The sequence below is a fragment of the Pseudonocardia lutea genome, assembly GCF_042658055.1.
In the GTDB taxonomy this organism is placed as follows: domain Bacteria; phylum Actinomycetota; class Actinomycetes; order Mycobacteriales; family Pseudonocardiaceae; genus Pseudonocardia; species Pseudonocardia lutea.
This window is the reverse complement of the sequence record NZ_JBHSQK010000015.1, coordinates 21,443-43,320: the sequence shown is the minus strand read 5'-3', so window position 1 is coordinate 43,320 and position 21,878 is coordinate 21,443. Positions and strand designations below refer to the sequence as shown.

The following is a 21,878-nucleotide window of genomic DNA, read 5'->3' as shown; positions in this document are numbered from 1 at the left end:
CCGGCGGATGCAGGCGACCGCATCAGAGGCGAGGATCGGGTCACCGACTCCGATGCCGCAGGAGGTTCCGACCCGTGACGACCGTCGAGTACGACTTCGACCCCGAGCTCGCCGCCGCCATCCCGGTACTGCCCGTCCTCGACGTCTCCGACCTGCCGGCCGCGCGCGCCACCCTGACCGAGCTGCGCGCCCAGCTGCCCGCGCCGGACGAGACCGGGGTGACGGTGAGCGAGGTCGACGTCCCGGGTCCGGACGGCGCCCCGGACGTGCGGCTGCGCATCTACCGGCCGGACGGGCCCGCGGGCCGGGCCGGCATCTACGACGTGCACGGCGGCGGCTTCATCATGGGCGACCTCGACGGCAGCCACGCCGCGAACGTCGCGATCGCCCGGGCCGTCGGCGCGGTGCTGGTCACCGTCGACTACCGGCTGGCCCCCGAGCACCCGTACCCGGCGGGGATCGAGGACTGCTACGCGGGCCTGGTCTGGTTCGCCAAGCACGCCGAGGAGTACGGCGTGGACGCGGACCGGATCGCGCTGCACGGCATCAGCGCCGGTGGGGGGCTGTGCGCCGGGCTCGCGCTGATGGCGCGCGACCGCGGCGGCCCCGCGATCGCCTTCCAGTACCTGGGCGTGCCCGAGGTCGACGACCGGCTGGAGACGCCGAGCATGCGCGCCTTCATCGACACCCCGATCTGGAACCGGCCCAATGCCGTCGTCAGCTGGGACTCCTACCTCGGTGAGGGTGTGCCCGGCACGGACGGGGTGCCGCCGTACGCCGCGCCCGCCCGGGCGGCAGACCTGACCGGCCTGCCCCCGGCCTACGTCTCGGTGATGGCCTTCGACCCGCTGCGCGACGAGGGCATCGCCTACGCGCTCGCCCTGCAGGCGGCCGGCGTGCCGGTGGAGCTGCACCTGTTCCCGGGGACCTTCCACGGCTCGTCGTTGATCGAGGACGCCACGATCTCGAGGCGCGAGGCCGCGGAGCGGGTCGCGGTGCTCCGGCAGGCGCTGGGCCTGCCGCGCCTGGACTGAGCCGACCGCGCCGGGCCGTACCGTAGGAGCGGCCCGGCTCAGGGCGGGGGCGGCGCAGGCGGCTCAGCCGGTCGCGCTCGCCCCGAGCATCCGGGCGACGACGAGCTCGACGTACCCCTCGACGACCTCGTCGAGGGAGAGCCCGCCGTCGTCGCGGAACCAGCCGCTGAAGCCGTTGAGCATGTCGAGCACGGCGAAGGCGGCGAGCTGCGCGTCGGGCACGGTGAACTCCCCGGAGCGCATCCCGGCGGTGATCACGTCGCGGACCCGCCGCTGGTAGTAGCGGCGGTGCCCGTCGACCACGGCGCGGTGCTCCGGCGTCAGCGACGCCATCTCGTGCAGGCCCACGAGGTGCTCGACCCGCCGCCGGTGCAGGTGCCGCAGGTGCGCGCGGACCAGCATCGCCGTCCGGTCCGCCGGGGTGCCCGCGGCGTCGAGCAGGGGCAGGTTCTCCTCGCACGGCTCGCGGGTCACCGTCAGGCAGACCGCGAAGAGGATCTCCTCCTTGGCCGCGAAGTGGTGGTAGAGGCTCGCCCCGCGGATGCCGACCGCGTCGGCGATGTCCCGCATGCCGACGTGCGCGTACCCGCGGTCGGCGAAGGTCCGCGCCGCGGTGGTCACGATCTCCTCGCGGCGCAGCCGGGTCCGCGCCGTCCGGGACAGCGCCAGGGGCTCGTGGGTCACCCGGTCATCCCCTCACTCACACGACGACCTTCCGCAGCTCGCGCTTGAGGATCTTGCCCTGCGGGTCGACCGGCAGCTCGGCGACCACGTGCACCGCCTTGGGCACCTTGTAGCCGGCCAGCCGCTCCTTGCAGAAGGCGATGACCTCCTCGGGCTCCACCGCGGCCCCGTCGACCGGGACCAGGAAGGCCGTGACCGCCTCCGACCAGTACTCGTCCGGCTTCCCGACGACCGCGGCCCGCAGCACCCCGGGATGCTCGTGCAGCACCCGCTCGACCTCCTGCGACGACACGTTCATCCCGCCGGACTTGATCACGTCCTTGAGCCGGTCCCGGAAGAACAGGTTGCCCGCGGCGTCGATGCGGACCACGTCGCCGGTGTGCACCCAGCCGTCGACCATGACCTCGGCGGTGCGGACGGGGTCGCGGTGGTAGCCGAGCATGACCGACGGGGTGCGGCAGAGCAGCTCGCCGATCTCGGCGTCGCGCCCCTCGGCGTCGACGACCCGGACCTCCAGGTGCGAGACCGGGATGCCGATCCAGGTCGGGTCGTGGTCGGGGACGTCGTCGAGGGTGCGGAACCAGCCCACCGTGCCGAGCTGGGAGAGCTCGGACTGGCCCCAGTACGTGCCCCAGACGACGCCCGGCGCCGCCGCGGCCCACGCCGTGACGGCGTGCGGCGCCACCTGGCCGCCGTAGGTCATGCAGCGCCGGACGGACCCGACGGCGTCGGCGCCGAACCCGGGCTGCCCGGCCAGGGCCAGGTAGAAGGTCGGCGTCTGCGCGATCACCGTGACCCGCTCGCGGGCGACGATCTCCAGCGAGCGGGCCGGGTCGGTGGTCGCGGGCAGCACCAGCGTGGCGCCCATCAGCGTCAGCGTGGTCATCGAGCCGAGGCCGGCGATCGTGTGGAAGGGCATCACGAACAGCCACGTGTCGTCCGGCCCCGTGCGCAGGCCCCAGCTCCAGGCGGGTGCGGTCGAGATCAGGTAGTTGCGGTGCGGGACCAGCACGCCCTTGGGCGCGGCCTCGGTGCCGGAGGTGTAGACGAGCATCGCGACGTCGTGCTCGTCGACCTCCGCCTCGGGCTCCCCTGTGTCCGCGGGCAGCTCCCCGCCGTACTCGACGAGCGCCGACCCCGCCGGCAGCACGCTCCCGACGAGCTCGGCGAACGGCGGCGCGGCCAGCACCGCCCGGGGCTCGGCATGCCCGAGCTGGTGGCCGACCTCCGGGGCCCGGTGCAGCGGGCTGATCCCGGTGAAGGCCGCGCCGAGCTTGAGCGTGCCGTAGTAGGCGGCGACCACGTCGACCGAGTTCGGCGCCATGGACGCGACGACGTCCCCGCGCCCGACGCCGAGCCCGCGCAGCAGGTGCGCGTAGCGGTTGGCGAGCCGGTCGAGCTGCGCGTACGTGGTCTCCGACCGCTCACCGGCGGCCGTGTACCCGACGACGGCCACGGCGTCGGGCCGGGTGCGCGCGTGCCGCCGCAGCTGGTCGCCGATCGTGGCGCGGGCCAACGGGCGGGTGTACTGCTCGGCGAGCGCGCTCATGCGAAGAGCCGGGAGCCGTAGGTGTCGGCGAAGACGGTCTCCTCGACCGGTTCGCGGCTGAGCTTGCGCGGGAACCCCTTGGCCGGGTAGCCGATGGCGACGTGCGCCGCGGTGATGATCCCCTCCGGGATCTCGAGCAGCTTGCGAACCTCGGGCTCGGCGTGGCAGAGCAGGGTGGTGACCGCGGAGGCGACGCCCTGGTCGCGCAGCGCGAGGCAGAGGTTCTGCATGACCGGGTAGATCGACGCCCCGCCGACCACGGAGAGCCGGCCGAGCTCGTGGTCGGTGGGGTGCAGCCCGTCGAGCTCCGCGCAGACCACGACGATCGCCGGGGCGTCGGCGAGGTGCTCGGCGAAGTGGTCGGCGTCGGCGACGGTCTTCGGCACGGTGCCGACCCGGACGTCGCCGATCCCGACGCCGGAAAGGTAGGCCTTCCACGGCGGCAGGTAGAGCTCGGCGAGCGCGCGCTTGCGCTCCGGGTCGCGGACCACGATCCAGCGCAGCGGCTGCCGGTTGCCGCCCTGGGGGCCGAAGCGGGCGGCGTCGAAGGCGCGGTGGAGCACCTCGTCGGGCACGGGATCCGGGGTGAAGTACCGGCAGGTGCCGGTGGTCCGCATGGCCTCGGTCAGCTCCATCGCTGTCTCCCTGTCCGCGGTTAGGTGTCCGGGGGAGCATGGAGCGACCTACGGCGCCCGTCAAGGTCCGATCTCGCGCAGACGCTTCCCCGCATCGCCTAACCGTGGTTAGGCTCTGTTCGACGAGGAGGTCGCCGATGGGGTTCGTACCGTTCGCGCCGGAGCGCGCGCCGATCGACCGTGCCGCGCTCACGGCGGCGCTGGAGCAGGCCAACCTGCCCTCGCTGGTCGCGGTGCTGTACCAGCTGACCGGCGACCGGCGCTGGCTCGCCGATCCCTACCGCCCCACCCGCAGCCGCGGGATGGAGGACAACGACCCGGGCGGCTTCCCGCCGGAGGTCCGGGCGGAGATCAGGGCCGCGGCGGCCGACGCCGTGTGTGCCTGGGCCGACGGCGCCCCCGTGGCCGTCCCCTCGCCCACGGGCGAGGGCCTCGCCGAGATCATGAGCCTGGCCGTCGGCGAGGCCGTGCCGCTCGAGTACGCCGAGATGACCGCCGAGGACATGGGCTTCGCCCCGGTCGAGGTGCGCCGCGCCCCGCCGGGCGCGCTGCGGGCGATCGTGATCGGCGCCGGCGTGTCCGGGATGCTCGCGGCGATCCGGCTGGCCGAGGCCGGGATCGAGCACGTCGTGCTGGAGAAGAACGCCGACGTCGGCGGTACCTGGCTGGAGAACGCCTACCCCGGCGCGGGCGTCGACACCCCGAGCCACCTGTACTCGTACTCCTTCGCCCCGCGCGACTGGACCACCCACTTCGGCAAGCGCGACGAGGTGTGGGAGTACCTGCGCGCGGTCGCCGACCGGCACGACCTGCGCGAACGCATCCGGTTCGGCACCGAGGTCGTCGCCGCGAGCTGGGCGGACGGGCGCTGGACGGTCCGGACGGCGGCGGGCGAGGAGCTCACCGCCGACGTCGTGATCACCGCGACCGGACAGCTCAACCGGCCCAAGATCCCGCCGATCCCGGGCCTCGACCGCTTCCGCGGCCCGCTCTTCCACACCGCGGAGTGGCCCGCCGACCTCGACCTCACCGGCAAGCGGGTGGTGGTGATCGGCACCGGCGCGAGCGCGATGCAGGTCGTCCCCGCCGTCGCCGGCCAGGTCGCGCACCTGACGGTGTTCCAGCGCTCGCCGCAGTGGATCGCGCCCAACGAGGTCTACTTCTCCCCCGTCGCCGAGGGCGCCCGGTACCTGATCGAGCACGTGCCCTACTACCGGCTCTGGTACCGCACGCGGCTGGCCTGGAACACCAACGACCGCGTGCACCCGGGGCTGCAGAAGGACCCGGCGTGGGAGCACCCGGACCGCTCGGTCAACGCCCTCAACGACGGCTACCGGCGCGTCTTCACCCGCTACCTGGAGGCCGAGCTCGCGGGCCGGCCCGACCTCGTCGCCAAGGCGCTGCCGGACTACCCGCCCTTCGGCAAGCGGATGCTGCTGGACAACGGCTGGTTCGCCGCGCTGCGGCGGGAGAACGTCACCCTGCTCACCGAGGCCGTGACCGAGGTGACCGGGACCGGGGTCCGCGGCGCGGACGGGGCGGAGGTCGAGGCCGACGTCGTCGTCCTCGCCACCGGCTTCCACACGCACCGGGTGCTCTGGCCGATCGAGGTCCGGGGCCGCTCCGGCCGGCGCATCGACGAGGTCTGGGGCCCGGAGGACGCGCACGCGCACCTGGGCATCACCGTGCCGGACTTCCCGAACCTGTTCCTGACCTGCGGCCCGGGCACCGTGCTCGGGCACGGCGGCAGCTACATCACCATCGCCGAGTGCCAGGTCCGGTACATCGTGGACCTCCTGGTCGCGATGGCCGAGCGCGGGATCGGCACCGTCGAGGTCCGGCCCGAGGTGGAGGCGGACTACGTGCGGCGCCACGACGAGGCGCACGAGGCGATGATCTGGACCCACCCCGGCATGCGGAACTGGTACCGCAACGCCGCCGGCCGGGTGGTCTCGGCGCTGCCCTGGCGGATCGTCGACTACTGGCGGATGACCCGCGAGCCCGACCTGCGGGAGTACCGCACCGACGGCGCCGGCTACAGGGCCGAGCCGGCCTTCCAGTCCGCCCAGCTCAGCTCCCAGTCGCCGTAGGTGTCGTAGACCGGCAGGGCGGGGCCGCCGGAGTTGGTGATCTCGACGACGTCGCCGATGCCGAAGTGGTCGTAGAACCACTGGGCGTCGGCCGGCGCGAGGTTGACGCAGCCGTGCGAGACGTTCGCGTTGCCCTGCTGCCCGACCGACCACGGCGCGGAGTGGACGAACTCGCCGTCGTTGGAGATCCGCAGGTCGAGGTCGACCTTCTCCTTGTAGTAGCCGGGCTGGCCCTCGCACACGCCGTAGGTGCAGGAGTCCATGACGATCGACGGCTGCTTGTCGGAGATGACGTGCGGGCCGACGTGCGAGGGGAAGCCGGGCGCACCGAGGCTGATGTTCATGGTCTTGACCAGCCGGCCGTCGTCGAAGATCTGCATCTGCTCGGTGGCGCCGTCGGCCTTGGCCACCCAGGCCTCGTGCACCTTCACGGTCATGGTCCGGTCGGTGGAACCGTAGGTGCCGGCGCCGAGGTCCACGCCGTAGAGGTCGGCCTGCACGGTCACCGTGGTCCCGGGCTTCCAGTACTGCTGCGGGCGGTAGTGCACCTCGGTGTCCGAGATCCAGTACCAGCCGCCGCTCTGCGCCGGGCTGGCGGTCACCGTGAGCGCCTTCTCCGCGGCCGCGCGGTCGGTGATCGCGTGGTCGAACCGCACCACGATCGGCTGCCCGACGCCCACCGTCGGCACCGAGTTCGGCGCGGGGACGAACGACGGGTACGCCTCGGCCTTCGGGGCGATCGTCGCGACCGTGCCGTCGGTGTGCCCGGGCGCCTGGTCGCGGTCGAGGGTGTCGACGGCGACGGCGTAGGTGGTCGAGTAGGCGAGGTCGCCGGTGGAGGTCCAGGTGTGGCCGTCGGGCGCGAGGGTCCCGTCGACGGCCTTGCCCGTCTTCGCGTTCGTGACGTGCACGGCGCGCGCCGTGCCGTCGGCGACCGTCACGGTGATCGGGTCGGTCGGGTTGAGCGGCGTGCCCTGGTCCGGGGTGATGTGGACGACGGGTGCGGGCGCGGCGTCGATCGTCGGCGCCTCGGCGACCGGGCCCAGCCCGGCGGCGCCGAACGCGCCCGCCGCGGCGCTCGGGTGGACGCCCACCAGGATGCCGAGCCCGAGCGCGACCACCACCACGATCCCGAGCACGGTGGCACCCCACCGTCGCGACGCCTTCATCCGCACCGTCCTCCCCGTCGACCGCGGATGATTCTGGCGGGGTGGGGGCCACCACACCGCGGCGGTACGCGAACGTCCGGATCGGGCGTTTTCGCAGGTGACGAACGGGACGGACCGCCCGGCGTCACCGGCCGACGGCGGCGACGAGCGCCCGCAGCGCCTCCTGCATCGACGCCAGGTCCGCGCCGCACTCCGCCGCCGGGCCCGGCGGGGCACCGACCGGGATGCACTGGTCCTGGGTGAACCGGTTCACCGCGCCGTCGACGGCGTCGGCGGCCTTCGTGAGCGTCTCCGGCGAGGCGACCCGTCCCGCCTCGGCGCGGGCGGCGGGCACCACGTTCTGCACCTCGCGGACGAACCGCGCGCAGTTCGGGTAGATCTGCTGGGCCGGCTGCGTGGCGCACTCGTCCAGGGAGATCGACGCGAGCTTGGTCCGCAGCGCCGGCAGGGTCGCGCTGGGGGCGCCGTCGCCGCCCGACCTCGCCCCGTGGGTGGTCGACTCGCCGCACCCCGCCAGCGCCGCGAGGGCCAGCACCAGACCGGCCACCGCGGCCGCCGGGCGGGCGGTTCGGAACGTGCTCACGCGGCCGAGACTAGGCGCCGCGGCAGCGGGCGGCTGCGGGTGGTGCGCGCCGACCGGGAGGGCCCGGCCGACCGGGGCGCGCGACCCGGCGTGCGGCGGTAGCGTCGAGGGGTGCCCGAGGGCGACACCGTCCACCTGGCCGGGAAGCGCCTGAACGGGGCGCTCACCGGACGGACCCTGCTGCGCGGGGAGATCCGACATCCGCGGCTCGCGGGGGTGGACCTGGCGGGGCTGGGGGTCGTCGGCGTCGCCTCCGTGGGCAAGCACCTGTTCACGCGGTTCGACGACGGGCGGAGCCTGCACAGCCACTTCCGCATGGACGGCGCGTGGCACCTCTACCGGCCCGGGATGCGGTGGCGCCGCCCCGGCCACGAGGCCCGCGCGGTCCTGGAGGTGCCGGAGCGGGTGGCCGTCGGGTTCGCGCTGCACGACCTGGAGCTGCTGCCGACCGCGGAGGAGTCGCGGCTGGTCGGGCACCTCGGCCCCGATCTGCTCGACCCGGAGTGGGGGCCGGGGCACGAGGCCGAGGCCCTGCGCCGGCTCACCGCCCGCGCCGACCACGAACTGGGCCTGGCGTTGCTGGAGCAGCGGGTCATGGCCGGGGTCGGCAACCTGTACAAGACCGAGATCTGCTTCCTGCGCGGCCTGTCCCCGTGGACGCTCGTGCGCGACACCCCGGACCTGCCCGGCGTGATCGCGCTGGCCCGCACGCTCCTGCTGGCCAACGCCGACCGGCCCGAGCAGACCACCACGGGTTCGCTGCTCCCCGCCGAGGCGCACTGGGTCTTCGAGCGTGGTGGCCGGCCCTGCCGCCGCTGCGGCACCCGCATCCGGATCGCCGAGCAGGGCGACGGCGTGTACGCCCGGGTCGCCTACTGGTGCCCGCGGTGCCAGCCCGGCCCCGCCCCGCGGCCGACCCGCACCCGGCGCCCGCTCCGACGCTGAGAACGGCCCCGAGAACGGCCCCGAGAACGGCGGACGCCGCCCCTCCCGCGCGGGAGGAGCGGCGCCGGAGCCTCCGGGACCGTCAGGCGGTGCCGGGCTGCTGCTGCCCCTGCGGGGTGCTCTGCGGGGCCGCCGGGATCTGCTGGGTCGGCTTCTCCTCCGCCCCGGAGATCGGGGTGCCGTGCATCGAGGCGCGGATCTGCTCGAGCCGGTTGGCTCCCGCCATGTCGACGGTCGCCTGCTGGACCTCGAGCATCCGGCCCTGGACCGAGTTCTGGGCCAGCTCGGCCGAGCCGATCGCGTTGGCGTAGCGGCGCTCGATCTTGTCCCGGACCTCCTCCAGCGACGGGGTGTTGCCCGGCGCGGAGAGCTCGGTCATCTGCCGCAGCGACGCCGCGGCCTGCTCCTGCATCTTCGCCTGCTCGAGCTGGCTGAGCAGCTTCGTGCGCTCGGCGATCTTCTGCTGCAGCATCATCGAGTTGCGCTCCACGGCCTGCTTGGCCTGCGCGGCGGCGCCGATCGACTGGTCGTGCAGCGTCTTGAGGTCCTCGACCGACTGCTCGGCCGTGACCAGCTGGGTGGCCGTGGCCTGCGCGGCCTGCTCGTACTGCTGGGCCTTCTGCTCGTCGCCCTGCGCCCGCGCCTGGTCGGCGAGGACCAGCGCCTGCCGCGCCGAGGCCTGCAGCTTCTCGATCTCCCCCAGCTGCCGGTTGAGCTTCATCTCCAGCTGGCGCTGGTTGCCGATGACGGCCGCCGCCTGCTGGGAGAGCGCCTGGTGCTGGCGCTGTGCGTCCTCGATGGCCTGCTGGATCTGCACCTTCGGGTCCGCGTACTCGTCGACCTTCGACGAGAACAGGGCCATCAGGTACTTCCAGGCCTTCGTGAAACCGTTGGCCATCTGCTCCGCCTACCTCCGAGTGCGAACCGGTACCGCGTCCACCGAGCGGATCGCGTGCTTCCCCCCGCGACCGCCGAGCGGTGCTCGTGCGCCCATCGTGGCATCGCCACGGCCTCGGGTGCCACCGCGTGCGGACGATATCGGGGATCGTCCGGAGGCCGCCCTCGGGGCGACCCGGGGCCCAGGCTACCGGGCGCGGAGGGGCCGCTGCGCCGAAGTCGGACGAACCGGACGGGCGCGGACGCAGCCCGTCCACAGCATGATCTCAGCGGCGTGGGAACCCGCCCGGAAGGGGCAGGTCGCGGGGTGGGTCGGACGGCGGTCGGACGGTTTCAGGCGGCGGAGGCGACGGGGGTGCCCGGGCGGCCGCCGAGCGGGGCGCCGGTGCGCACCGGGGCGAGCCGCAGGTCGGTGTGCCGCTGCCCGATCGGGACCAGCGTCTCGCCGCGCCCGACGAACTCCAGCTGCTCCTCCCGCGTCATCTCGCTGATCACCTCGGCGAGCAGGTCCGGGAGCGCGATGTCGAGGGCCTCGCAGATCGACGCGAGCAGCTCGCTCGACGGTTCCTTCCGGCCGCGCTCGACCTCCGAGAGGTAGCCGAGGCTGACCCGGGCGGCGCGGGAGACGTCCCGCAGGGTGCGCTTCCGCAGGGTGCGGGCACGCCGAAGACTGCCACCGATTGCCTCACGCAGCAGCAGAGCCATGCGCCCACCCTCCTCGTCGGACCCGAGCCACCCCGTCCGGGGACGGGGTGCCCCCACCGTACCGAGTCCGGGCCGTCCGCGTCGCCGCGGCGCGGCGGCCGAGGCGTCCGCCGAGGGCGAACACCCCCGGACGCCGGAGCGATCGCCCGGGGCGTCAGGCCCGGCGCAGCGCGGCCCGCGCGGCGGCCCGCAGCCGGATCGCGCGCAGCACGTAGTCCAGGCCGGTGACCACGGTGAGCACGATCGCGACGGCCATGAGCGTCCAGCGGACGATCTCCACCGCGCCCGTCACCGAGGGCAGCAGCAGCGGCAACGGCAGCACGTAGACCCCGATCGCGAACGTCTGGACCAGCGTCTTCAGCTTCCCGCCCTTGCTCGCCGGGATCACGCCGTGCCGGATCACCCAGAACCGCAGCAGGGTCACGCCGATCTCGCGGCCCATGATCACGACGGTGACCCACCAGGGCAGGATCGCGAGCACCGACAGCCCGACCAGGGCCGCGCCCATGAGCGCCTTGTCGGCGATGGGGTCCGCGATCTTGCCGAACGAGGTGACCAGCCCCCGCCTGCGCGCGATCTCCCCGTCGAACCGGTCCGTGATCGCCGCGACGGCGAACAGCAGGGCCGCGACGAGCCGCCAGCCCAGGTCGGTGCCGTCGAGGTGCAGCAGGGCGAGCAGGAAGAACGGGACGAGCAGCAACCGGACACCGGTGAGCACGTTGGCGAGGTTGAGCAGCGGGACCGCGTTCTCCGGCGGAGGGACGTGCTCCTCGGCCGGCACCGCACTCATCGCGCTCCCCCGCCGCCCGCGGCGCTCATCCCGCCGTTCCCACGGTCACGAGCCCGCCGGCCGCCGGGACCACGACCTCGCGGGCCTCGACGACGAGATCGGCGCCCTCGGCGTCGACCACCTCGGCCCGGACGAAGGAGCCGACCTCGAGCGGCTCCCCCGCGAGCTCGCCCGCGACGAACACGCACTCGCCGTCGACCTCCGGGGCCTGGTGCGCGGCGCGGCCGGTCGCGTCCTCGGTCTCCGACTCGGCGGTCTCCACGAGCACGACGACCTCGGTGCCGATCCGCTCCTCGGCCCGCTGCGCCATCAGCTCGTCGACCAGCGCGGAGATCCGCTCGACGCGTGCGGCGACCTCCTCCGGGTCGATCTTGCCGTCGTAGCCGGCCGCCTCGGTGCCCTCCTCGTCCGAGTAGCCGAACACGCCGACGGCGTCGAGCCGTGCGTCCGTGAGGAATGCCTCCAGCTCGGCCAGGTCCTCCTCGGTCTCGCCGGGGAACCCGACGATCACGTTGCTGCGGATGCCCGCCTCGGGCGCGACGGCGCGGATGCGCGCGCACAGGTCGAGGAAGTCGGTCCGGGAGCCGAAGCGCCGCATCCGGCGCAGCACCGGGTTCGACGCGTGCTGGAAGGACAGGTCGAAGTAGGGCGCGACCCCGTCCGTGGCCGCGACGACCTGCAGCAGGTCGGGGCGGGTCTCGGCGGGCTGCAGGTAGCTGACCCGCACCCGCTCGATGCCGGGGACCGCGGCGAGCCGCGGCAGCAGGTCCACGAGCGCGCGCGTGCCGCCGGGCAGGTCCTTGCCGTACGACGTCGAGTTCTCGCTGACCAGCACGAGCTCCCGTACCCCGTCCCGGGCGAGCCACGCCGCCTCGGCGAGGACCTCGTCGGGGTGCCGGGAGACGAACGAGCCGCGGAAGGACGGGATGGCGCAGAACGCGCAGCGCCGGTCGCACCCCGAGGCCAGCTTCAGGCTCGCGACGGGGCCGCTGCTGAGCCGGCGGCGGGCGATGTCCGGCACCCAGGCGTGGCCGGGGATCGCGACGTCGACGCTCGCCTCCGGACGCTGCACCGGCGAGATCGGGAGCAGGGTGCGCCGGTCGACGGGGACGTGCGGGGCCGGGGCGTGCCCGTCGAGCACGTCCCCGAGGCGCTCGGCCAGGTCCGGGTAGGCGTCGAAGCCGAGCACCGCGTCGGCCTCGGGGAGGCTCTCGGCCAGCTCCCTGCCGTACCGCTCGGCCATGCACCCGACCGCGACCACCTTGGCGCCGCGGCCCCTGGCCACGTCGGACGCCGACAGCAGCGTGTCGATCGAGTCCTTCTTGGCCTGCTCGACGAAGCCGCACGTGTTCACGACGATCACGTCCGCCTCGTCGGCCTCGCCCAGCTCCCAGCCGCTCCCGGCCAGCCGGCCGGCGAGCTCCTCGGAGTCGACCTCGTTGCGGGCGCAGCCCAGGGTCAGCAGGGCGGCCCGGCGGGGCGCGGCGTCACGGGAGCTCACGAGTCACAGGGTAGACGGCAGCCCGCGTGATCTACGCTCCACCGCCATGGCAGCGGTGGCCGTCCGGCGGGCGCGCACCGCCGACGTGGCGACGATCAAGTCCCTGGTGGACAACTACGCGGGCAAGGTGCTGCTCGCGAAGGAGATCGTGACGCTCTACGAGTCGGTGCAGGAGTTCCTGGTCGCGGAGATCGACGGCGAGGTCGTCGGGTGCGGCGCGTTGCACGTGCTGTGGGAGGACCTCGGCGAGATCCGCACGGTCGCGGTGCACCCCAAGGTGCTCGGCCGCGGGGCGGGGCACGCGATCGTGTCCGCGCTGATCGACGGGGCCCGTGAGCTGGGGCTCAGGCGGCTGTTCGTGCTCACCTTCGAGCGACACTTCTTCGCCCGGCACGGGTTCGCCGAGATCGACGGCACGCCCGTGTCCCAGGAGGTGTTCAACGCGATGCTGCGCTCCTACGACGCCGGCGTGGCGGAGTTCCTCGACCTCGCCCACGTCAAGCCCAACACCCTCGGCAACGTCCGCATGATGCTGATGCTCTAGCCGGGTGGCGCCCTCGCGAGGACCGCCCTGGGCTCCCGGGAGTCGCCGAACCGGCGGCCTTGATCGCGGGTGCGGGGCGTCGACCTGCGTCGATACCCTCGGGGTGTGACCGATCCGACGCGCCCCGCCGGCGGCTCGGAGCTGGTGTGGGCGCGGCCGGCTCCGGCGCTGCGCCCGCTCGTGGACCTCTACTGCGGCTACCGCACACCGGCGTCCGCGCCCGGGGTGCACATGGGCGTGCCGAGCGGGCACCTGACCTTCCTGCTGTGCCTCGACGGCGTCGTCGACGTCCTGCGCACGCCCGATCCCGCACGCTCGCCCGGCTCCCACCGCGGCATGGTCGGCGGGCTGCACGACCGGCCGGCCGTGATCGGGACGGGCCCGGCGCAGACGGGCCTGCAGCTGCGGCTGACCTGGCTCGGCGCGCGCACCCTGCTCGGCACCCCGGCGAGCGCCCTGGCCGGCGACGTCGTCGGGCTCGGCGAGCTCCTCGGCCGGCGCGCCGAGATCCTCGTCGAGCGCCTCGCCGAGGCCCCGACCTGGGCGAGCCGGTTCGCGCTGCTCGACGCCGCGCTCACCCGCCTGGCCGCCGACGCCCGCCGTCCCGACCCGCACCCCGAGGTGGCCCGGGCCTGGGCCCGGCTGACGGAGACCGGCGGCACCCTGCGGATCGAGGAGCTCGCCCGCGAGATCGGCTGGAGCCGCCGCCACCTCGCCCTGCGGTTCCGCGACGAGGTCGGGCTGGCCCCGAAGACGGCCGCCCGGGTCATCCGGTTCGAGCGGGCCTGCGACCTGCTGCGACGCCCCGCCCGCCCGGCCCTCGCCGACGCGGCCGCCGTCTGCGGCTACGCCGACCAGGCCCACCTCGCCCGGGACTTCCGCGAGCTCGCCGGGCTCACCGCGACCGCGTGGCTGGCCGAACGCCCCGACGGCTGATCCGGCCCCGCCCGGCGAGCCAGCCCGTCGAGTGCCGCACTCCGCCGCCCGCGGCGCGCAGGTGGCCTGCTACGAAGGCCGCGTGTTCCGGATCGCCTTCCACGCCCCCGAGATCCCGCCCAACACCGGGAGCGCGATCCGCCTCGCGGCCAACACCGGCGCCGAGCTGCACCTGGTGGAGCCGCTGGGCTTCGCCCTCGACGAGCGCAACGTCCGCCGGGCCGGCCTCGACTACCACGAGCTCGCCGAGCTCCGGGTGCACCGCACGATCGACGAGCTGTGGACCGAGGTCGCACCGGCCCGCGTCTACGCGTTCACGACGACCGCGGAGCGCGACTACACCGACGTCGCCTACGAGCCCGGCGACGTCCTGCTCTTCGGCTCGGAGTCGACCGGGCTCCCGCCGGAGGTCGCCCACGCGCCGCAGGTCAGCGCGCGGGTCCGGCTCCCGATGGTCCCCGGCTCCCGCTCGCTGAACCTCGCCAACGCCGCGGCCGTCGCGGTCTACGAGGCCTGGCGCCAGCACGCGTTCACCGGCGCCGCGGGTGCTACTGCTGCAGCACCGCCTGCACGTCGAGGTTGATCTCGATCGTCGAGCCGACGACGGGCACGCCGCGGTTGACCATCTGCTGCCAGTTGAGCGTGAAGTGCTCGCGGTGCAGCTCGGCGGTGGCGACGGCACCGGCGCGCCGGCCGTTCCACTCCTCCATGCCGAGGAACGTGACGTCGAGCTGGACGTCGCTGGTCAGGCCGTGCAGCGTCAGGTCCCCGTCGACGAGCCAGCGGTTGCCGGGGCCGCGGCGGAAGCGGGTGCTGGAGAAGCGCAGCTGGGGAAAGCGCTCGACGTCGAGGAAGTCCGGGGAGCGCAGGTGCGTGTCCCGGGCCTCGACGTTGGTGTCGACGCTGACGGCGTCGATCATCACGTCGATGGCGGAGTCCTCGAAGGGCTCGGCGATGCGGATCTGCCCGCGGAAGCGGTTGAACCGGCCGTAGACGCGCGACATGCCGATGTGCCGTGCGACGAACCGGATCGACGAGTGGTCCGTGTCGATGTCGTAGACGCCGGGCGGCGGCGGGGTGAGCGACTGGTCCGGCGCGAGCGTCAACGCCCCGACCTCCGCGTGCTTGCCCCACTCGACCTCGACCGTCGTGCCGTTGCCCCGGTAGCCGCCGGCCTCGGCGCGGACCCGGTACTCCCCCGGGACCAGCGCGGCCGTGAAGTAGCCGAAGGGGTCGGTGTCGGCGTTGACGATGGGGGTGCTGGCGCGGTCGAGGACCGAGACCTGCGCACCGGCCAGCGGACGCCCCTCGCCGTCCTGGACCTGCCCGCTCAGCAGGCCGCCCGTGAGCGGGATCGGCACGAGCGCGTTGCGACCGGTGTCCGACCGGCGCGCACCCTTCCCACGCTTGCTCCAGAACACTCCATGACCTTCCGACGTGTGAGACGGCCCGGGCACGGGCCGCCGAACACTCTGGCAGAAAAGGTCACGAACCGGTGACGCCGATGGCCCTCTTGTGAAAGCCCCCACACGGTCGCACGCCGAGCGGCTGCCCACCGGAGCCGAACGAGCACGACCGGGTCACGTCCGCGCTGGTAGAAGGTTCAAGCACCAGTCTCAGTCGTCCTCGGCGGGCGCGTCCCCGCCCCCGCCGCGCAGCAGCCAGAGGACGTTCTCCAGCTCGTCCGGCTTGATCAGCACCTCGCGCGCCTTCGACCCCTCCGACGGCCCGACGATCCCGCGGGTCTCGAGCAGGTCCATCAGCCGGCCCGCCTTCGCGAACCCGACGCGCAGCTTGCGCTGGAGCATCGACGTCGACCCGAACTGCGAGGTCACGATCAGCTCGGCGGCCTGGACCAGGAGCTCGAGGTCGTCCCCGATGTCCGGGTCGATCTCCCTGGCCTCGCCCTGCTTCGCCGCGGTGACGCCCTCGGTGTAGGTCGGCTCGGCCTGCTCCTTGGTGAACGCGACGACCTCGGCGATCTCCTCGTCCGAGATGTAGGCGCCCTGCATGCGGATCGGCTTGCTCGCACCCATGGGCAGGTAGAGCCCGTCGCCCATGCCGATCAGCTTCTCGGCGCCGGGCTGGTCGAGGATGACCCGCGAGTCCGTGAGCGACGACGTGGCGAACGCCAGCCGGGAGGGCACGTTCGTCTTGATCAGGCCGGTGACCACGTCGACCGACGGCCGCTGGGTCGCCAGGACCAGGTGGATGCCGGCCGCGCGCGCCTTCTGCGTGATCCGGACGATCGCGTCCTCGACGTCCCGCGGGGCCGTCATCATGAGGTCCGCCAGCTCGTCGACGATGCACAGGATGTACGGGTACGGCCGGTACTCCCGCTCGCTGCCCGGCGGCGCGGTGATCTCGCCGGAGCGGACCTTGCGGTTGAAGTCGTCGATGTGCCGGACCCGGTTGGCCTGCATGTCCTGGTAGCGCTGCTCCATCTCCTCCACCAGCCAGGCCAGCGCGGACGCCGCCTTCTTCGGCTGGGTGATGATGGGCGTGATCAGGTGCGGGACGCCCTCGTACGGCGTGAGCTCGACCATCTTCGGGTCGACGAGGATCAGGCGCACCTCCTCGGGGGTGGCCCGGGAGAGCAGCGAGACCAGCATCGAGTTGACGAAGCTGGACTTGCCGGAACCGGTGGAGCCCGCGACCAGCAGGTGCGGCATCTTGGCCAGGTTCGCGCAGAGGAAGTGGCCCTCGATGTCCTTGCCCAGGCCGATGACCATCGGGTGCTGCTCGTTGCGCGCCGTGCCCGAACGCAGCACGTCGCCGAGCCGCACCATCTCGCGGTCGGAGTTGGGCACCTCGATGCCGACCGCGGACTTGCCCGGGATCGGCGCGAGGATGCGGACGTTGTCCGTGGCCACCGCGTAGGCGATGTTCTTCGACAGCTGGGTGATCTTCTCGACCTTCACGGCCTGGCCCAGCTCGATCTCGTAGCGGGTGACCGTCGGGCCCCGGGTGAAGCCCGTGACCTGCGCGTCGACGTTGAACTGGTCGAGCACGCCGCTGATCGACTCGATCATCGCGTCGTTGGCCGCGGAGCGCGTCTTCGGCGCCGGGCCGGTCTCCAGGATGTCCGCCGGCGGCAGCCGGTACTCGCCCTCGCCGACCGGCTCGCGGATGGCCATCGACAGCTGCTCGCCCTCGGCCGGGGCGGGCTCCGCGGGCGGCGTCGCCTTGATCGTCGAGGGGTCCGGCCGATTCGCCGCCCGGGGCCTGGGCGCGACCGGGACGTACTCCTCCTCCGGCTCGGCCGGCGGCTCCGGGGGCGGGTCGGCCGCGGTGTCGTCCTCGAAGGCCTCGGCGCTCGACGCCTGCCGGCGCCGGGCCGGGCGGCGCCGCGCCGGCGGGGCCTCGGCCGCGGGTTCCTCCGCGGCGACCGGCTCCTCGTCCTCCTCGCCCTCGGCGTGGATCTCCGGCTTGCCGAGCAGCCGGCGGACGCGGTCGGGCACCTCGCGGACCGGCGTGGCCGTGAGCACGAGGAACGCGTAGAAGCTGACGAGCAGCAGGATCGGCACCGCGACCCATGCGGTGAGCCCGCTGGCCAGCGGGGTGGCCGCGACGTAACCGATCGCGCCCCCGCCGGCGGCCCACTGCGCCGGCTCGTCCGGCGAGCCGGAGAACAGGTGCACCAGCCCGAGGATGCCGAGCGCGAGCAGCAACGTGCCGACCGCGATCCGCGGCCGCGCCTCCGGGTGCGCGGGCGTGGTCATGAGCACGACGCCGACGGCCAGCAGGATCACCGGCAGCAGCACGCCCGCGATCCCGAACACCGCCCCGACGCCGGCCGAGAAGCCGCGGCCCACCGGACCGCCCGCCTCCCACCAGATCCCGGCGGCGGAGATCACCGCGAGGACCACGAACAGCACGCCGAGGCCGTCCCGCCGGTGCGCCGGGTCGATCTCCCGGGTACGGCCCGCCGCGCGCCCGGCGGACCTCGTCATCCGCACGACGCCGCGGCCGACCGCGTCGATCCCCTTGTCGATCAGGTCCGGCTGACGCCGGGCGGGCGCGCGCTTCGCCGACGTGCGGGAACGCGACGACGCGCCGCGCGCCCGGGAGGAGGACGACCGCGAGCGCGACGCGGACGACGAGGACGACCGCGAGCCCCGACCCGATCCGGCCGCGGCCCGCAGGCCGCCCCCGTCCGCGGCCCGCCCGGCCGTCCCTCGTCCTGCCATGTCGCCCACGGTAGCCGCGGAGGCCGACGAATCCGGTGACCGACGCACCCCGTCGACCCCACCCGGGCGCGGATCACGGCGTCCGGCGCGGATCACGGCACTCGGACCGAACCCGCGGCGACCGCCCGGCTAGACGGCGATCACCGTCGGGACGATCATGGGCCGGCGGCGGTAGGTCTCCCCCACCCACTTCCCGACCACCCGGCGCACGGCCTGGGCGACCCGGTGGGTGTCGGTGATGCCGTCGTTCTCGGTGCGGGACAGCTCGTCCTCGACCATCGGGAGGACGGCGTCGAGCGCCTTCGGGTCGTCGGAGAACCCGCGGCCCGAGAGCGTCGGGCGCGACACCGCGCGGCCGGTGTTGGCGTCGATCGCCACGGTGATCGAGATGAAGCCGCCCTCGCCGAGCACCAGCCGGTCCGAGAGCACGCCCTCGCCGACGTCGCCGACCAGGTTGCCGTCGACGTACACGCGCCCGACCTCGACCCGCCCGGTGATCGCGGCCTTGCCGTCCACGAGGTCGACGACCACGCCGTCCTCGGCGATCACGACGCTCTCCTCCGGCACGCCGGTGGCCACCGCGAGCGCCTTGTTGGCCCGCAGGTGCCGCCACTCCCCGTGCGCCGGCAGGACGTTCGACGGCCGCACCGCGTTGTAGAGGAAGAGCAGCTCCCCGGCCGGCGAGTGGCCGGACACGTGCACCTTCGCGTTGCCCTGGTGCACGACCTTGGCGCCGAGCCGGGTCAGCCCGTTGATCACCGCGAAGACGGCGGTCTCGTTCCCCGGGATCAGCGAGCTGGCGAGGATCACGGTGTCGTCCGGGCGGATCACGACGCTGCGGTGGTCGCCGCGCGCCATCCGGGACAGCGCCGAGAGCGGCTCGCCCTGCGACCCGGTGGAGATCAGGACCAGCTGCTCGTCCGGCAGCCGCATGGCCTCGTCGAGGTCGACGAGCAGGCCCTCCGGGACGGTGAGCAGGTCCAGCTCGCCCGCCAGGCCCATGTTGCGCACCATCGACCGGCCGGCGAAGCAGACCTTGCGGCCGTGCTCGACGGCGGCGTCGAGGACCTGCTGCACGCGGTGCACGTGGCTGGCGAAGCAGGCGACGATGATCCGCGACGGGGCCTTGGCGAACACGTCGGAGATCACCGGGCCGATCTCGCGCTCGGGCGTGACGAAGCCGGGGACGTCGGCGTTGGTCGAGTCGACCACGAACAGGTCGACGCCCTCGTCGCCCAGCCGCGAGAAGCCGGCGAGGTCGGTCAGCCGGTCGTCGAGCGGGAGCTGGTCGAGCTTGATGTCGCCGGTGTGCAGGACCAGGCCCGCCGGCGTGCGGATGGCGACGGCGAGCGCGTCCGGGATGGAGTGGTTGACCGCGAAGTACTCGCAGTCCCAGGGCCCGTGGTGCAGCCGGTCGCCCTCCTTCACCTCCAGCAGGTGCGGGGTGAGGTGGTGCTCCTTGCACTTGGCCGCGACCAGCGCGAGCGTGAACCGCGATCCGACGACCAGCAGGTCCGGCTTCTGCCGCAGCAGGAACGGCACGGCGCCGATGTGGTCCTCGTGGCCGTGCGTGAGCACCAGGACGTCGATGTCGTCGAGCCTGTGCTCGATCGCCCGGAAGTCCGGGAGGATCAGGTCGACGCCCGGGGAGTCCTCGGCAGGGAACAGCACGCCGCAGTCGACGACCATGAGCCGGTCCTCGTACTCGAAGACCGTCATGTTGCGGCCGATCTCGCCGATGCCGCCGAGGGCGTAGACCCGCAGGCCCCCCTCGGGCAGGGCGGGCGGCGGACCCGCGGGCAGCTCGGCCGGGTTCGAGGCCNCGCCCGCTCGGGACCGCGCTCCCGGCGTCCCGAGCGGCGGCGACGGTCGTGGCGGGAGGAGGGACGACTCACGTTGCTCTGTGCCTCTTCTTGCTGAGCGGAGCTCGCGGGGCGAACTCCGGCGCGGGTTCGGAGGGGCCGGGTCAGCGGTAGGCGACCTCGGCCCCCAGATCGGTGTCCGTGCGGGTGCCCAACGCCCCGTGTCCGGGATGGGCCGGCCGGGCGTGCGGCACGCGGTCGGGGTCGAGCGCGACGCCGCCGGCCATCAGGTCCGCCGCGATCAGCGCGACCTGCTCCTCGGTGGCGGGCGGCAGGGGCAGCCGGGGCTCGCCGACGTCGATCCCCCGCAGCCGCAGCGCCACCTTGGAGAACACCGCGCCGCCCACCCGGCCCATGCCGCGCAGCAGCGGGATCATGGCGTAGTGCAGGTTGCGGGCGCGGTCGTGCTCGCCGGCCTCGAAGGCGTCGAGCATGACGCGCAGCCGGTCCGCCACGACGTGCCCGATCACCGAGACGAACCCGACGGCGCCGACGGACAGCCAGGGCAGGTTCACCGGGTCGTCGCCCGAGTAGTAGGCGAGCGTGGTGGTGGCGAGCACCTCGGTGCCGACGCGCAGGTCGTTGCGCGCGTCCTTGACCGCGACGATGCGCGGGTGCTGGGCGAGCCGCTGCAGCGTGTCCAGCTCGATCGGGACGACCGAGCGCGGCGGGATGTCGTAGAGCATCACCGGCAGCTCGGTCGCGTCGGCGACCGCGGTGAAGTGCAGGACGAGCCCGTGCTGCGGGGGCCGCGAGTAGTACGGCGTGACGACGAGCAGCCCGTGCGCGCCGGCCTTCTCCGCCTCGCGGGCGAGGTGGATGCTGTGCGCGGTGTCGTAGGTGCCGGCGCCGGCCACGACGGTCGCGCGGTCACCCACCGCGCTCACCACGGCCCGGACCAGCTCGGACTTCTCGGTGTCGGTGGTCGTCGGCCCCTCGCCGGTGGTGCCGTTGACGACCAGCCCGTCGTTGCCCAGGTCGACCAGGTGGGTGGCCAGCTCCTCCGCCTTGGCCAGGTCCAGCGCCCCGTCGGCGGCGAACGGCGTGACCATCGCGGTCAGCACCCGGCCGAACGGGCGGCCGGGGGGCAGGGCCTGCGCGGAGGAGGGGCTCATGAGGGTGACCGTACCGCCCTACAGCCCGCGCCCCGCGCTCTCGTAGCCCTCGACGTCCGTGACGATGCCCTCCACCTCCACCCGCGCGGCATCGCGGCCGAAGAGGTGCAGGACGATCTCGCCCGGGTCGCCCAGCAGGGTGACCAGGCCGGGGCCGGTCTTCACGACGTGCGCCGCGCCCTCGGGCCGGCGGAGCACCACGCCGACGGGGCTGCGGCGCAGCAGGAGCCGGCCCATGCGCGTGGCGAGCGCCCAGAGCTGCTCGTCGCGCCCGGGATCCGACGGGCGCGGCGCCCAGCCGGGCTCGCCGCGGCGGGCGTCCTCGTGGTGCACGAAGAACTCGGCGCCGTTGGCGACCTCGTCGACCTTGCCGATCCGGTACGGCGACCACGCCGGTGCGCCCTCGCGCAGCTCGCCGACCATCGACTCCCACGGGGTGTCGGCGTAGCCCGCCATGCCCTTCGCGGTGAGCGGCTGCAGCGCCGGCACGACGATCCCGGGCGCCGCCCACGGCTGCCGCTCCCGGACGAGCAGGTGCGCGAGCAGGTCCCGCGTGGTCCAGCCCTCGCAGAGTGTCGGGCGGTCGGGGCCGAGCTTCTCCAGGGTGTCGGACAGGGCGGCGCGCTCGTCGGTCGCAAGGCTCACGCGC

General features: G+C 74.0%; 20 protein-coding genes. 6 read left to right on the top strand and 14 right to left on the bottom strand.

Going from position 1 to position 21,878, the window contains the following annotated elements; translation table 11 throughout:
• Window positions 1-74: 74 nt before the first annotated feature.
• Window positions 75-1,034 carry an alpha/beta hydrolase gene (locus ACFQH9_RS08640; protein WP_379565397.1) on the top strand — a complete coding sequence of 320 codons (960 nt, stop codon included), beginning with the start codon at window positions 75-77 and terminating at the stop codon, window positions 1,032-1,034.
• Between the two features lie 63 nt (window positions 1,035-1,097).
• On the opposite strand, the gene ACFQH9_RS08635 is transcribed toward ACFQH9_RS08640, so the two are convergent.
• The 3 genes from ACFQH9_RS08635 to ACFQH9_RS08625 are packed head-to-tail and all read right to left on the bottom strand — an operon-like array spanning window position 1,098 to window position 3,902.
• Window positions 1,098-1,718, bottom strand: a complete 621-nt coding sequence (locus ACFQH9_RS08635) for a TetR/AcrR family transcriptional regulator (RefSeq protein ID WP_379565396.1) — start codon at window positions 1,716-1,718, stop codon at window positions 1,098-1,100.
• 16 nt (window positions 1,719-1,734) lie between these two features.
• Entirely contained in the window at window positions 1,735-3,267 is a 1,533-nt protein-coding gene (locus ACFQH9_RS08630) for a class I adenylate-forming enzyme family protein (protein ID WP_379565395.1), read from the bottom strand.
• Entirely contained in the window at window positions 3,264-3,902 is a 639-nt protein-coding gene (locus tag ACFQH9_RS08625) for a nitroreductase family protein (RefSeq protein ID WP_379565394.1), read from the bottom strand. The genes ACFQH9_RS08630 and ACFQH9_RS08625 overlap by 4 nt, the downstream gene beginning before the upstream one ends.
• 137 nt (window positions 3,903-4,039) lie before the next feature.
• Here ACFQH9_RS08625 and ACFQH9_RS08620 point away from each other — a divergent pair, with 137 nt between their 5' ends.
• Window positions 4,040-5,992 carry a flavin-containing monooxygenase gene (locus ACFQH9_RS08620; RefSeq protein WP_379565393.1) on the top strand — a complete coding sequence of 651 codons (1,953 nt, stop codon included), beginning with the start codon at window positions 4,040-4,042 and terminating at the stop codon, window positions 5,990-5,992.
• Here ACFQH9_RS08620 and ACFQH9_RS08615 read toward each other — a convergent pair.
• Window positions 5,938-7,161 (bottom strand): L,D-transpeptidase, encoded by a 1,224-nt coding sequence (locus tag ACFQH9_RS08615; RefSeq protein WP_379565392.1) that lies wholly within the window; start codon window positions 7,159-7,161, stop codon window positions 5,938-5,940. The genes ACFQH9_RS08620 and ACFQH9_RS08615 overlap by 55 nt on opposite strands.
• A gap of 124 nt (window positions 7,162-7,285) precedes the next feature.
• Window positions 7,286-7,744, bottom strand: coding sequence for a hypothetical protein (locus ACFQH9_RS08610; RefSeq protein WP_379565391.1), 459 nt, complete (start codon window positions 7,742-7,744; stop codon window positions 7,286-7,288).
• 111 nt (window positions 7,745-7,855) lie between these two features.
• Between ACFQH9_RS08610 and ACFQH9_RS08605 the strand changes: the two genes are divergently transcribed.
• Window positions 7,856-8,689: a DNA-formamidopyrimidine glycosylase family protein gene (locus ACFQH9_RS08605; protein WP_379565390.1), complete on the top strand. Its 834-nt coding sequence runs from the start codon at window positions 7,856-7,858 to the stop codon at window positions 8,687-8,689.
• Window positions 8,690-8,771: 82 nt separating this feature from the next.
• Here ACFQH9_RS08605 and ACFQH9_RS08600 read toward each other — a convergent pair whose 3' ends face one another.
• From ACFQH9_RS08600 to rimO, 4 genes are all read right to left on the bottom strand, one after another.
• Window positions 8,772-9,587, bottom strand: coding sequence for a PspA/IM30 family protein (locus ACFQH9_RS08600; protein ID WP_345384563.1), 816 nt, complete (start codon window positions 9,585-9,587; stop codon window positions 8,772-8,774).
• 332 nt (window positions 9,588-9,919) lie between these two features.
• Window positions 9,920-10,291: a helix-turn-helix domain-containing protein gene (locus tag ACFQH9_RS08595; RefSeq protein WP_379565389.1), complete on the bottom strand. Its 372-nt coding sequence runs from the start codon at window positions 10,289-10,291 to the stop codon at window positions 9,920-9,922.
• A gap of 154 nt (window positions 10,292-10,445) precedes the next feature.
• Entirely contained in the window at window positions 10,446-11,081 is a 636-nt protein-coding gene (gene pgsA / locus ACFQH9_RS08590) for a CDP-diacylglycerol--glycerol-3-phosphate 3-phosphatidyltransferase (protein ID WP_379565388.1), read from the bottom strand.
• 25 nt (window positions 11,082-11,106) lie between these two features.
• The gene (gene rimO, locus ACFQH9_RS08585; RefSeq protein WP_379565387.1) at window positions 11,107-12,582 is read right to left on the bottom strand and encodes a 30S ribosomal protein S12 methylthiotransferase RimO; all 1,476 of its coding nucleotides are present in this window, start codon (window positions 12,580-12,582) and stop codon (window positions 11,107-11,109) included.
• A 46-nt stretch (window positions 12,583-12,628) separates the two neighbouring features.
• On the opposite strand from rimO, the gene ACFQH9_RS08580 reads away from it, so the two are divergent.
• From ACFQH9_RS08580 to ACFQH9_RS08570, 3 genes are all read left to right on the top strand, one after another.
• Window positions 12,629-13,126 (top strand): amino-acid N-acetyltransferase, encoded by a 498-nt coding sequence (locus ACFQH9_RS08580; protein ID WP_379565386.1) that lies wholly within the window; start codon window positions 12,629-12,631, stop codon window positions 13,124-13,126.
• A 105-nt stretch (window positions 13,127-13,231) separates the two neighbouring features.
• Window positions 13,232-14,062, top strand: coding sequence for a helix-turn-helix domain-containing protein (locus ACFQH9_RS08575; RefSeq protein WP_379565385.1), 831 nt, complete (start codon window positions 13,232-13,234; stop codon window positions 14,060-14,062).
• Between the two features lie 82 nt (window positions 14,063-14,144).
• The gene (locus ACFQH9_RS08570; protein WP_379565384.1) at window positions 14,145-14,645 is read left to right on the top strand and encodes a tRNA (cytidine(34)-2'-O)-methyltransferase; all 501 of its coding nucleotides are present in this window, start codon (window positions 14,145-14,147) and stop codon (window positions 14,643-14,645) included.
• Here the strand turns inward: ACFQH9_RS08570 and ACFQH9_RS08565 are convergent.
• From ACFQH9_RS08565 to ACFQH9_RS08545, 5 genes are all read right to left on the bottom strand, one after another.
• Complete coding sequence (locus ACFQH9_RS08565; protein WP_379565383.1) at window positions 14,611-15,483, bottom strand: YceI family protein; 873 nt, start codon at window positions 15,481-15,483, stop codon at window positions 14,611-14,613. The two genes, ACFQH9_RS08570 and ACFQH9_RS08565, sit on opposite strands and share 35 nt — an antisense overlap.
• 195 nt (window positions 15,484-15,678) lie before the next feature.
• Window positions 15,679-18,252 carry a DNA translocase FtsK gene (locus ACFQH9_RS08560; RefSeq protein ID WP_379565382.1) on the bottom strand — a complete coding sequence of 858 codons (2,574 nt, stop codon included), beginning with the start codon at window positions 18,250-18,252 and terminating at the stop codon, window positions 15,679-15,681.
• Between the two features lie 129 nt (window positions 18,253-18,381).
• Window positions 18,382-19,971, bottom strand: a complete 1,590-nt coding sequence (locus ACFQH9_RS08555; protein ID WP_379565381.1) for a ribonuclease J — start codon at window positions 19,969-19,971, stop codon at window positions 18,382-18,384.
• Window positions 19,972-20,218: 247 nt separating this feature from the next.
• Window positions 20,219-21,229 carry a 4-hydroxy-tetrahydrodipicolinate synthase gene (gene dapA / locus ACFQH9_RS08550; protein WP_379565380.1) on the bottom strand — a complete coding sequence of 337 codons (1,011 nt, stop codon included), beginning with the start codon at window positions 21,227-21,229 and terminating at the stop codon, window positions 20,219-20,221.
• An 18-nt stretch (window positions 21,230-21,247) separates the two neighbouring features.
• Window positions 21,248-21,874, bottom strand: coding sequence for a TIGR03085 family metal-binding protein (locus tag ACFQH9_RS08545; RefSeq protein ID WP_379565379.1), 627 nt, complete (start codon window positions 21,872-21,874; stop codon window positions 21,248-21,250).
• Between the last annotated feature and the right edge of the window lie 4 nt (window positions 21,875-21,878).